We start from the raw sequence: 12,284 nt of genomic DNA on the forward strand, positions 1-12,284 counted from the left end.
GCGAGGAGGGAGCCGATTGGGGCTCTAAAACCTGAGTTCGACTCGGTATCTCACGTCGGCGTACCTCTCCGAAACAACGCGGTCAGTTCCCTCTCCCTCCGGGAGAGGGCTAGGGTGAGGGCAGCGTCCTGACTGACTCACCACAAGCCTGACTCCCGCAGAGATCTCATTAGCATTTACGCCGGATATCGACTGACCTCGACATTATCCAGCACCCGATTCACCGCCAGCTCGGCCAGCATGATGATTTGCTGAATGGCCAGGATTGTCCGCCGCTGCGGGAGGTCGATGTGTGAGGCGATGTCACTGGTCATGAGGCTGGCCTGTGCCAGTGATTCGCAGGCGTGGACCAGCAGGCTTTCGCTGTCCTGATCGGGTGCGACCTGGAACATGGTGCTGGGTTTATGGAAGCGCAGGGTGGTGGCGTTGGGTTTCAGGTAGTGGTCGAGCGCGCGTTCGGCGGCGTCGTGGAGTTTTTTGGAATCTGGCGATTCATAGGGCGATGCGTCGTTTGATTCGGGGGGATTGGGTGTTGGTTTTTTCATTTTTTACTCCTCAGGAATTGGACCATTCCTCTAATTGCCGCGACGCAAAAAGAGGGGTGGCAGCTGTACGCGGGTTCGCGGACCGACCTGAGGCATTCGGCATACCCGAAGGTATCCCGCGCACAGCCACCATAAACAAGCACTCGAGGTGCTGCTATTAAGCGGCGGCAATTATGCCTCAGAAGTTGGGCCGCGACGCCCCATCGCTGAATTTGCAGCGACCCCCAAAGCCTATCCACCCCGTTTCCTAGGGACAACCGACGCGACATGTCAGAAACATCCCCTGCAAATACCCTGTCTGTAGGACATACACATCCCGTGTAGGAAAACGCAGCCCACAAAAAAGGCGACGCCCCTCACAGGGCGTCGCCTTTTTTCTTACTGCCGTTACAACTTATTCCGGCAGTTTGTAAGCAATCACATAGTCACCCATCTTGGTGCCCAGCGAGCCGTGACCACCCACCACGAGCAGGACGTATTGCTTGCCGTCCTTGCCGGTGTAGGTCATCGGAGTCGCTTGACCACCCGCAGGCAGACGCGATTTCCACAGCTCTTTACCCGTGTTCACGTCGTAGGCGCGCAGGTACTGGTCCAGGGTGCCGCTGAGGAAGCCGACGCCGCCGGCAGTCACGATCGAGCCACCCATGCTTGGCACGCCCAGGGTGAAGCCGATCGGGATTGGCGAGCTGTCGCGGCTGGTGCCGTTTTTGCGTTTCCAGACGACTTTGCCGGTGGTCAGGTCGATACCGGCGACGTAGCCCCAGGCCGGGGCCTGGCACGGTACGCCCAGTGGCGACATGAACGGGTGCATGATCACCGCGTATGGCGCGCCGGTGTTCGGTTGCACGCCAGCGGTTTCGCTCTCGCGTTTGCTGCCGGCCGCGACTTTTTCGCGAGGCACCATTTTCGAGACGAAGGCCATGTAGTTCGGGCTGGTGAACAGCATCTGGCGAACCGGGTCGACCGAGACGCCGCCCCAGTTGAACACGCCGACGTTACCCGGATAGATCAGGCTGCCCTGTTCCGACGGAGGCGTGTATTGGCCTTCGTAGCGCAGTTCCTTGAACTGGATGCGGCACAGCATCTGGTCGAACGGGCTGGCGCCCCACATGGCTTTTTCGGTCAGTTCCGGGGCCAGCAGGTTCAGGTCCGAACGGGCCTGGGTCGGTGCGGTGTGGTCGCCTTTCACGGCGCCTTGCGGAACCGGGATCTCGCGGATCGGGATGATCGGCGTGCCGTCGCGACGGTCGAGGACGTACAGGCTGCCCTGTTTGGTCGGGGCGATCAGCGCAGGTTTGATGCCGTCGGCGGTTTTCATGTCCAGCAGGGTTGGCTGGCTGCCGACGTCCATGTCCCACAGGTCGTGGTGGGTGAACTGGTAGTTCCAGCGCACTTTACCGGTGGCCAGGTCCAGCGCGACGATGCCGGCGCTGAATTTCTCGGCGCCTGGAGTGCGGTCGGCGCCCCATTGGTCCGGTGTCTGGTTGCCCAGTGGCAGGAAGACCATGCCGAGTTTTTCATCGACGCTGGCCAGCGACCACATGTTGGCCGAGTTGCGGCTGTAGGTCTGGCCTGGAGCCAAGGGTTCGGTGGCGTCCGGGTTGTTGCTGTCCCAGTTCCATACCAGATGACCGTCGCGCACGTCGTAGGCGCGGATCACGCCGGACGGTTCGTTGGTCGATTCGTTATCGGTAACGTGACCGCCCATGATCACCAGATCGCGAGTGATCGCGGCTGGCGAGGTGGAGTAGTAGCCACCCGGGGTGAACGGGCCGATGCCTTGAGTCAGGTCGACCACGCCTTTGTTGCCGAAGCCTTCGCAGATTTTGCCGGTGTCGGCGTTCAGTGCGATCAGGCGAGCATCGGCGGTTGGCAGGTACAGGCGACGCGGGCACGCCTGGGCGACGGCTTTGCCGGCCTCGGAGATGACGGCGGACGCAGCGTTTTCAGACTTGGCGTAAGCGGCTTCGTCGTAGTACGACACGCCACGGCAGGTCATGTGGGCGAAGCCCTTGAAGCCGACCGGGCTCTTGATCTGCGGGTCGAAGCGCCACAGTTCCTTGCCGGTGTCCGGGTCCAGCGCCAGCACTTTGCTGTGGGCGGTGCAGGCGTAGAGCATGCCGTTGGCTTTGAGCGGGGTGTTTTCGTTGGTCAGCTCCACCGGGTCATCAGCAGTCGGCAGATCGCCGGTCTGGATGCGCCAGGCTTCTTGCAGCTTGCCGACGTTGGCCGGAGTGATCTGCTTGAGTGGCGAGTAACGGTCACCGAATTCGGTGCGGCCATAGGCCTGCCAGTCGCCGTCCGGCATTTGCGGGGCGGTGCTGGTGGTGTCGGCGGTGTCGCGACCCAGTTCGCCAAAGGTTTCGCCCGGGTGGGTGAACAGGCTGGCCAGGGCGGTGACGCCGGCCAGAATCACGGCCACGGTCAGGCCGCCGGTGCCCATCGGCGCCGGGCCTGCGAGCAGCAGCGGACGACGGAACCATGGCAGCAGCATCACGAAGCCGAGGACGAACCACAGCGCCAGACGCGGCACCAGTTGCCACCAGTCCAGACCGACTTCCCACAGCGCCCAGACGGTGCTGGCAAACAGCACGATGGCGTACAGGCCCAGTGCCGCGCGACGGCGCATCAGCAGCAGAATGCCGGTCAGCGTAATGCCGATACCGGCCAGCAGGTAGTACAGCGAGCCGCCGAGCGTGCTCAGCTTGATTCCCCCGGCCAGCATGGCCAGGCCCATCAGTAGAAGCAGAATGCCGAGCAGGCTCGGAAGCAGACGGCCTCGACTCGAAGCACTTTCGGTGCTCATAGTGTGGTTCTCCGTGACGTTTCAAGTAGTCCCGCGCTTGTAGTCACTGTAGATGACGATTGGGCGCGGGCATGGTTCAGATAAAAACTTGTGTAGCTATCGAAGTTCCTGTGCAGGACTGAGTCGCCTGGAGGCGGCTCAATCCTGCATGGGATTAGAACGACGACTGAATCTTGATCCCGCCGATCAGCGCGTCATCGACCTTGTCTACACCGCCCGGATGGCGGATGTATTGCAGGTTCGGGCGCACGGTCAGCCAGTTCGTGACGTGCACGCCGTAATAGAGTTCGGCGCTGTATTCGGTGTCCTGCGGTGGCAGGAAGGACGGATCGTCGTAGTCATAGACGGCACGGGCCTGGTTGGTCGCTTCGGCGTTCTTGCGGTAGGCCGGGTTGACGTGGACGCGGGCCAGGGCGAAACCGATGTCGTCTTTTGCGCGGGCGTCGAACAGGCCTTTGTAGACCACGCCGGCCTGGACGTAGTTGTCGATGGCGTTGGTCTTCTTGTCGTGCATCGTGCCGTTGGCGAACACGCTCAGACCACGGGAGTTGTCGCTGGCGACGCTGGTGATCTGCTGCTGCACGCCGAGCCACACGCCGTGTTTGCTCGAAGCGCTGCGATAGGCCTCGCCGCTCAGGGCCGCCGGCTGGCCGTTGCTGTCTTTATAGGCGTCGGTGGCCTTGGCGTTGCTGTAGTAGTAACCGGCGCGGTATTCGCCCGGCAGGCCGTTGAGCTTCGGTTTCCACACCAGTTCGATCGGCAGGATCGCGCCCTGGGTGCCGCTGCCGCTGAGCTTGAAGCCGTTGCCGCGGTCAAGGTTCGACGGGTTCTGCTCGTAGGCGCCGATTTGCGCGTACAACTCTGGCGTCAGGTGATATTTGACGCGCAGGGCCCATTGGCTGACCGGCCAGTTGTACCAGATGCCGCCGACCCAGTTGCCGACCTGCGAGCCGCAGAACGCCAGGTTCTGGAAGTCGCACGGGAAGCTGTTGAAGTCTTCGCCTTCGCCGAAGCGGCCGACCTTGATGTCGAGCTTCTGATCAAAGAATTTCTGCTGGTACCACATCTGCGTCAGGCGCGTGGTCTGGCCACGACCCCAGACTTCTTGGGCGGAAGTGAAACCGCCGACGCGCGGGTCGTTGATGCGGTCGTTGCTGATGTTGTTGCCACTGCGTTTGGTCACGGTCAGCTGGAATTCGGCATCGTTCCAGCCCAGCAGTTTTTGCAGGTCCAGATGCGTGCCGAGGCCCCATTGATCGCTGTAACGCGCGGTGCGGTCGTGATCGTAGCCGCCGTGCAGATTGCTGCCCATCTCGCCGGTGTAGTCGAGCTTGAAGTCGATACCTTTTGCCGCGAGTTCGCTGCGGGTGCCGTTCCAGTCACCGAGCATCCACGGGGATTCACTGTCGAAGGCCGGGGCGGCCTGGGTGCAGGTGGCGAGGCCAAGAGCGGTGCAGCCGCCGAGCAGGCGCAGCGTGGAGATAGCGCTGTCTCGGGAGAACGGAAAATCGGGCATGAATAGGGTCTTTCTTGATCTTTTTGGGGGATAAGCTGGCCGCTACGATTTGACGCAGGCAGTGAAGCGGTTCAGCAGAAGGGCGGCAGGATAATGTCCCGTTACAAAAACACAAAGTGCTTTTGCAGACATGAACCCTTTCGGATTCGGTAACAGTGCGGCAATACAGCGCATTGCGGGCGTTGGCGCAGGCTGCGATCTTCTCCGGTTGGCCTACATTTAACCCAAGGCCTTCCACCCGCCCATGCCCTCGGCTAAGGTGCGCGGCTTCTGCATTTTCACTTCGCCCAAAGGCCCGGCATGAACGACCACAACCCCGATCCGCTGCACGGCGTGACCCTCGAACAGATCCTCAATGCACTGGTGACCCATTACGAATGGTCGGGGCTGGCCGAGCGCATCGACATTCGTTGCTTCAAGAGCGATCCGACCATCAAGTCGAGCCTGACCTTTTTGCGCAAGACGCCATGGGCGCGGGAAAAGGTCGAACGCCTGTACGTGAAGCTGATGCGCACCAAGCGTCCGCTCTGAGATGAACGCCGTATGGCGGCGACGCCTGATCACTTCGGCCGCGGTATTGGGCTGGGCCGGGCTGGGGATTCAGCTGTACCTGATTTTCTTCGCACGCCTGAGCGTCGGCGCCAGTCTGCTGGGCGGGCTGGTGAGTTTCTTCAGTTACTTCACCGTGATCACCAACACGTTGGTGGCCGTGGTGCTGACCTGCGCGGTGACCGATCGCGAATCCGCTGCACGGCGCTGGTTTCTGCAACCCTGGGTCAGCAGCGCGATTGCCGTGAGCATTGCCGTGGTGGGCCTGGCCTACAGCATTCTGCTGCGGCATCTGTGGCACCCGCAGGGCTGGCAGTTTATCGCTGACGAATTGCTCCACGACGTGATGCCGCTGGTGTTCCTGGCCTATTGGTGGCTGTGCGTGCCGAAGGGCACACTGCGTCTGAAGCATCTGCCGCTGTGGCTGATTTATCCGCTGGTGTACTTCGCCTACGCGCTGCTGCGCGGGCATCTGCTGGGGGCTTACGCCTATCCGTTCATTGACGTGGCGCTGCTGGGGTATCCACAGGTATTCGTCAATGCCGGGGGGATTCTGGCGGGGTTTGTGCTGGTGGCGTTGCTGGTGATGGGGATCGACCGTTGGCAAGGGCGGCGCCAATAGCGCCGCCACTCTTAGTCACTCTTGCTCGGAGCCTTCGGCACGCCAGTAACCGACGGCTTTGACGAACTGCTCATCCAGCCCGTGCTCATCGAGCAGCACCCGGCGGATCTGCCGCGAGACTTTGGTTTCCGTCGCCACCCACGCATACAGATTGCCCTTGGGCACCTGCAACTGTTTGACGGTGGCCAGCAGATTGTCTTTGCCCCCCTCGCGCAAGACCCAGATCACGTTGACCTGAGCCGCGCTTTCCAGGATTTGCTGTTCCTTGCCGTTTTCCACTTCGACCACCACCAGCGCCTTGCGATTGGCCGCCAGGCCTTCGAGGCGGCGGGCGATGGCGGGCAGGGCGGTCTCGTCGCCGATCAGCAGGTAGCTGTCGAAGATGTCCGGCACGATCATCGAGCCGCGCGGGCCGCCGATGTGCAGGAACTGCCCCGGCTTGGCCTGTTCAGCCCAGGTCGAGGCAGGGCCGTCGCCGTGCAGGACGAAGTCGATGTCCAGCTCAAGCTTGTCGAGGTCATAGCGGCGCGGGGTGTAGTCGCGCATCGGCGGCATCGGCACGTCGCTCTTGCCGGCACCCAGCACCAGGGTTTCCAGCGCGGCGGCCTGTTCGGCGTTCTGCGGGAACAGCAGTTTGATGTGATCGTCGGTACCGAGGCTGATAAAGCCCGCCAGTTCCGGCCCGCCGAGGGTGATGCGGCGCATGCGCGGGGTCAGGTCGACCACTCGCAAAACCTCGAGTCGGCGGCGTTTGATTTCATGCATCACACGGTGGATGCCTTGGGTCTGGACTTCAGTCATTCGGCTTTCTCCGGGGCAGATTGAACGGCGGGGCCGTCGACGATGGCTTTGGCGGTGTCGTTGAGCAGGTCGCGCACTCGCAGGATTTCTTCCGGGCTCCAGCGCCCGTGGTGCATTTGCAGGGCGTGGCGCAGGTTGTGCACCGCTTCATGGATTTCCGGCGGCCGGTCGTGGCCGCGCAATGAGCGCTTGCTGACGTCGATGCGCATGCGCACGCCGTCCAGCGCCACAGCTTGCTCGCCGAGGGATTGGCGGCCGGCTTCGGTGACGCTGTAGCGCTTTTTGCCGCCCTCGGCATCGCCGGTGATCATTTCGCTCTCTTCGAGAAACGTCAGGGTCGGGTAGATCACGCCGGGGCTGGGGCTGTAGGCGCCGTCGAACATGGTTTCGATCTGGCGGATCAGGTCATAGCCGTGGCACGGCTGTTCAGCGATCAGCGCCAGCAACAGCAATTTCAGATCGCCGGGGGCGAATACCCGCGGGCCGCGACCGCCGCGCTCTCGGCCATGGCGTTTTTCGAAGCCGTCACGGCTGTCACCGTGGTCGCGGTGGGGGGAATGATGGTCTCTCATTTCAGTCTTCTCTCGTCGTATTTAGATACAACTTAAGATATATCTTTTGGTGTGGGCAAGCGGTTTTTTACCGAGCGCGCGTCCGCCCTGACGAGCGGCGAGCAGACCTGGAGGCGCATTTCCCCCCCATTCGGAAACACCACGAAATATTTGTATCAATGACTAAAAAGTTAAAGTTTAAACTCTATAAGTGATTGAGTAGATGCTCTAGAAAGTGCAATTATCCCCGCATTGGTTAGTTGAAAATGCTGTATGGTTTTTTGTCTGAAACTGTAGGTAGGGTATAACTTACAGCTATTGTTTTGAATGTTGAAAATATTGCGTTTTTTCTTTCTGGCTATGAGCTGTTTTAACTACAAGCTTGTGGGAAGTTGCCTGCTTACATTCCAGAGTGAACAGTCGATCATGCCCCGGCGTTGAAACTCAGGGTCAATAAAGCCCTTGTTGGCTTGAATGACTTGAACGTTCAACGCTTCGATCCTTTAAAAGAAAACAGGTAATGACCGATGTTCAAGAAAATCGCTTTCGCTGCTCCGCTGGCTGTTCTGGCTTTGAGCTCTTCCGTGGTCTTCGCCGCCGGTGAAGCACGTCACTCCATCAGCCTGGTGGCACATGTGCCGACCAATGGTTTCTATGTGGTGCCGACGGATGCTGATCTGGTCAACAAGGATCAGGACATGAGCTTCAGCCCGATCACCGGCACCATGAAACCGGTGGAAGGCTTCTTCGATGTGCGTAACAACAACGGTTCGGTTCACGGTTCCCTTGAAGGTGTGCCGAAACTGATCGGCGGTTCGAGCGCTATCGATCTGAAAGTCGAATTCAACGGCAAGGTGCTGACCCAGACTCCGCAAATGGTCGTGGGCGAAGCCGAGTCCGATGTGAACTATCGTGCGCCGTTGCGCATTACCGCTTCCGGCACCGACTTCACTCCGGGGGATTACACCGGCGCGGTCACCATGATGTTCGACGCGGTTCCTCCGATCGGCGGCGCGCTCTAACCCGTGAAGTAACAAAAGCCGGCTGACTGAGGCGAATGCCTGTCAGCCGGACTTTTTCCGTTCGCAATCAGAGTCCGTGTTCATGTTCCCGATGACCCCCATCGCGGCTGCGCTTGCGTTGTTGTTTTGTGTTGGCGCAGTAGCGGCCCCCGAACTTGCCGGTACGACACCGCGTAGTTTGCTCGCGCAGGCCAAAGGTTTGCCGAAAGACTTCGAGGAGCACTTTTTTGATGTCCCTCTGGCCGTCCGGGTCGAGCTTGACCAACAGCCGCTGGGTGAAGCGATGATCGTGCTGTCTCGCGATGACCGCCTCACCTTGCTTGAATTTACCGATACCAGCGAAAACCGTTTCGGCGCCGCCGAACGGGAAAAATGGGCGAGCTACCTCAAGCCCGGCGTAGCGCTTGGATCCTGCACCGGTCAATGCCCCGAGCAAATGCTGGCGGTGCATTACAACCTGGAAAACTCTTTGGTTTCCATCCTGACTGAAAATGCCGAGCGCGATACCGAGGCCAAGCGTTTTCACGAGCAGCCGGAACGAGGCAGCACCGGTCTGATCGTGCGCAACCAACTCAATCTGAACGGTGGCCAGGAGCAGGATCTGGGCGGTCGGTTCGGTCTGGAAGCCAGCAGCAGCCTGGGCAACTGGAGCCAGACGTTCAACATGCAGCTGGCCCGTCTCGGAGGCCCCGACGACCAGCTCTATCACGCCGTCTACGAGCTGCACACACAGCGCGAACTGCAAGGCCGTTTTCTGCGGCTGGGCTATTTCACGCCCACCTCGGAAGGCCTGACCCGTCAGCCGCGTTCTTTCGGCACCAGCCCCGATACCACCGTGGGCGTGATGTACGGCAGTTCCGACAGCCTGGCGATCGACTTGCAGAATCCCAGCGTCTACCCGATCTACGTCACCGCCAACCGTCAGGCATCGGTGGAAATCTACCGGGATGGACTGCTGATCAATACCCAGTCGGTGCCCGCCGGATTACAGACCCTGGACACCCGGCCATTGCCCGGTGGCATTTATGAGGTGGAGGTGCGCCTGATCGAAGATGGCCAGACCACCTCGACCACCCAGGAGCTGGTCTACAAGCCGAACAACTGGCGCAACCCCGATGAGCGCTGGCGCTACAACCTGTTTGCCGGTCAGGAGACCAAGTTGCTCAGCAACTGGGACAAGCAGGCCAGCGGTGATGCCACGGCCGGCGCTTCGCTCAACTACTTGCTGCACCCACGGGTCATCCTCGGGATGTCGGCGCGCCAGGTTCGGGAAAAACTGCAGTACGGCACTTCTATCGACTGGACTCTGGCCAGCAGCACCAGTGTGTACGCCAACTTCTACCAGACCGAAGACCATGGCACCGGCCTCGACCTGCAGGGCCTGTACAACTACGGCGCCGGCAGCCTGGTGATCAGCCACAACCGCAGCTGGCTGGACACCACCGATCTTTACGACACCTTGCCGGATGGCACGCGCATTCGTCAGCGCAATGTGTTCGTCGGGCAGACCAGCAACTCTTCGCTGGCGCTCAATCACCGTATCAGCCGCAACAGCTCGCTCAACGCCCGAGTGTCTCACAGTGAAGGCAATGTCGAGGGCGTCGGCGTCGACCTGGGCTGGACCCAACGCACCACCGTGTTCGGCAGTGATTCGAACTGGCGGTTGTCCGTGTTTGATCGCCCCGGCAGTTTTAGCAGCGGCGATGCGCGCAACCGGGGCGTTGACCTGAGTCTCAACGTGGCGCTGGGCGGCCCTGGCCAGCAGGTTTCCGGCAGCATCGGCACGCGCACGGCCCGCGATGGCAGTCGCGACAACAACGCCTCCCTCGGTTACCGCAAGACCCTTGAAAACCACGTACTGCAAAGCGTGGCGGGCACCGTGATCACCGACACCTACGGAGTCGGCTTGAACGGTCAGGCGTATTTCAGCACCGACACGATCAATGGCGATGGTTTCCTCCAGCGCTCGTCCTATAACGGTAATTACACCGGCGGCCTGAACCTCGACAGCACGGTCGCGATCGGCGCACAGCAGATCGTGATGACCAGCCAGCATCAGGGGAGGGGGGCGGGAATGATCGTGGATGTCGAGTCCGATATCGACGGCATCGCCCTGCGCGCCGATGACCTGAGCGGTGGCAGTGCGGCCTTGCGGCCGGGTCGCAACTTTATTCCCCTCACGGCTTACAAGAACAGCTCTGTGAGCTTCGACTTCGAAGGCAACGATGTGCCGGCAGCGTCCATCGAACCGACGCGCACCCGTTATCACCTGAACAAGGGCGGCGTGGAGTACAGGAAGATACGTGTGATGAAAACCCTGACCGTGCTGGGCCGCCTGCTCGATCCCCACGGGCGTCCGCTCAAGGGGCACCACGTCATCAATCACGCCAGCCGTGGAGTGAGCGAAGTGGATGGATTCTTCTCCATGGAGATGAATGCAGGTTCACCGACCCTCGAAGTTCGCTACGCCGATCAATTGCTGTGCCAGTTCCGCCTCGATCCTGAACAGGGGCGGGTGGAAAACAACGTGCTGATGATCGGGGATCTGCGGTGCAGCCCCGACACCCTCGCCGATGCCACGTTCACTGATCAGAAGGCGGGCTGAACCATGAAGACAACAGCATATTGGCTGGGCTTGTCAGCGGTGCTGGGCATGTCGGGGGTGCAGGCGGCGAGTCAGGAAATCCGGGCACTGTTCCAGCCTGATTCGTCGCAACCCCACAAAAACGTGTTCATTAACAAGACGCCGAACAGCGGTTATTGCGCGAGCTATCCGGCTCAGTGCGCGGATAACAACATGTTCAGTATTCAGGTGCCGATTCGCTTCAGCACCGTCAGCCCGTTGTTTGCCAATAACGGCGTGTGGGTAAAAGCGCCCTCCGAGTGGCGTCAGTTGAATGTGACCAATCATGAGACTCAGGAATCGAGCGTCGTTGAAGTGCGCATCAGTGGTATCGGGTCCAGGTTCCAACTGAGCAAACCGGTCACCGAACTGACGGGGCAGTCCGATGTGCTCGAGGGGCATCGAAAGTTGTGGACCGGCAACTCCTGGGTATACGCACCGCCGCCTTGCGAGTACAGCGGCGTTGGCTTTTTCAGTCCTACCACCTACCAGTTTTTCTGGAAAACCCCCCAGCCGGGAATGTGCATCAAGACGGCCGCATTCGATGTCGGGCACATGTCGTTCGAATACCTCGATATTGCCTATGAGTTACGCACGCCGAATCCCTTGAACATGTCTTCCGGGCTGTACACCGGATCGCTGACCTACAGTGTCGGCCGGGGCAGTGCCGACTTCACCATGGGACCGTTCCTGGGGGCGGATGACGGCAGCCTGACGCTGGATTTTGTGCTGGATGTGCAGCACACGCTGAAAGTGGATCTGCCACCGGGTGGCAACCGGATCACGCTGCAGCCCGAAGGCGGGTGGCAGCGTTGGTTGAATTCGGGGCAGGTCCCGCAACGGCTGTTCAGTGACCAGACCTTCCACATATCCGCCAGTTCCAGATTCAAGATGTACCTGGAGTGCGGTCAGGGATCACTCGAGACCTGCATTCTGGTCAATGAAGGCAACGACTTCGGCACGCCATTCAATGTGAGCGTAAGCCTGCCCGATGGATTGACCGATGCCAGCGGAGGGCCGGTCAGGCGACAGGCACTGCTGCCGAAGGCCTGGGGCACTGTCACTTTTCAACCCCGCAACTACGTGGATCGCAAGTCTGGCGTACTGCATTTTGAAATCGATAAACGCAACACCGAACGAATCGTCAAGGCCAACAGGGGCAACCAGTACCTCGGTACTGTCGTGGTGGTCTGGGATTCGGAAATCTGATCGCTTTTAGTCGAGTCGCTGTATTCAAGTCGAGGTTCTG

The 12,284-nt window shown here is 60.4% G+C and carries 10 protein-coding genes; 5 read left to right on the forward strand and 5 right to left on the reverse strand.

Annotation, left to right across the window (positions count from 1 at the left end; genetic code table 11):
* Positions 1-176: 176 nt before the first annotated feature.
* From J5M72_RS28175 to J5M72_RS28185, 3 genes are all read right to left on the reverse strand, one after another.
* Complete coding sequence (locus tag J5M72_RS28175) at positions 177-545, reverse strand: DUF6124 family protein (RefSeq protein WP_169431759.1); 369 nt, start codon at positions 543-545, stop codon at positions 177-179.
* A 394-nt stretch (positions 546-939) separates the two neighbouring features.
* Positions 940-3,351, reverse strand: a complete 2,412-nt coding sequence (locus tag J5M72_RS28180) for a glucose/quinate/shikimate family membrane-bound PQQ-dependent dehydrogenase (RefSeq protein WP_207868206.1) — start codon at positions 3,349-3,351, stop codon at positions 940-942.
* 154 nt (positions 3,352-3,505) lie between these two features.
* Positions 3,506-4,867 carry a carbohydrate porin gene (locus J5M72_RS28185; protein WP_207868208.1) on the reverse strand — a complete coding sequence of 454 codons (1,362 nt, stop codon included), beginning with the start codon at positions 4,865-4,867 and terminating at the stop codon, positions 3,506-3,508.
* Between the two features lie 300 nt (positions 4,868-5,167).
* Here J5M72_RS28185 and J5M72_RS28190 point away from each other — a divergent pair, with 300 nt between their 5' ends.
* Both J5M72_RS28190 and J5M72_RS28195 read left to right on the forward strand, forming a co-directional pair.
* Positions 5,168-5,398 (forward strand): VF530 family protein, encoded by a 231-nt coding sequence (locus tag J5M72_RS28190; protein WP_007956650.1) that lies wholly within the window; start codon positions 5,168-5,170, stop codon positions 5,396-5,398.
* Between the two features lies 1 nt (position 5,399).
* Positions 5,400-6,038 (forward strand): Pr6Pr family membrane protein, encoded by a 639-nt coding sequence (locus tag J5M72_RS28195; protein ID WP_169431756.1) that lies wholly within the window; start codon positions 5,400-5,402, stop codon positions 6,036-6,038.
* A 15-nt stretch (positions 6,039-6,053) separates the two neighbouring features.
* On the opposite strand, the gene J5M72_RS28200 is transcribed toward J5M72_RS28195, so the two are convergent.
* Entirely contained in the window at positions 6,054-6,839 is a 786-nt protein-coding gene (locus J5M72_RS28200; protein ID WP_207868210.1) for a siderophore-interacting protein, read from the reverse strand.
* A complete protein-coding gene (locus tag J5M72_RS28205) occupies positions 6,836-7,411 on the reverse strand; it encodes a PadR family transcriptional regulator (RefSeq protein ID WP_169431754.1) in 576 nt (191 codons plus the stop codon). Before J5M72_RS28205 ends, J5M72_RS28200 begins: the two co-directional genes overlap by 4 nt.
* A 506-nt stretch (positions 7,412-7,917) precedes the next feature.
* Here J5M72_RS28205 and J5M72_RS28210 point away from each other — a divergent pair.
* The 3 genes from J5M72_RS28210 to J5M72_RS28220 all read left to right on the forward strand — a co-directional run bounded on the left by J5M72_RS28210 (position 7,918) and on the right by J5M72_RS28220 (position 12,244).
* Complete coding sequence (locus tag J5M72_RS28210) at positions 7,918-8,412, forward strand: CS1 type fimbrial major subunit (RefSeq protein WP_169431753.1); 495 nt, start codon at positions 7,918-7,920, stop codon at positions 8,410-8,412.
* A gap of 82 nt (positions 8,413-8,494) precedes the next feature.
* Positions 8,495-11,017, forward strand: coding sequence for a CS1-pili formation C-terminal domain-containing protein (locus tag J5M72_RS28215; protein ID WP_207868211.1), 2,523 nt, complete (start codon positions 8,495-8,497; stop codon positions 11,015-11,017).
* Between the two features lie 3 nt (positions 11,018-11,020).
* Positions 11,021-12,244: a hypothetical protein gene (locus J5M72_RS28220; RefSeq protein ID WP_207868213.1), complete on the forward strand. Its 1,224-nt coding sequence runs from the start codon at positions 11,021-11,023 to the stop codon at positions 12,242-12,244.
* Positions 12,245-12,284: the final 40 nt, after the last annotated feature.

The organism is Pseudomonas sp. 58(2021) (genome assembly GCF_017491585.1).
GTDB lineage: Bacteria > Pseudomonadota > Gammaproteobacteria > Pseudomonadales > Pseudomonadaceae > Aquipseudomonas > Aquipseudomonas fluorescens_BT.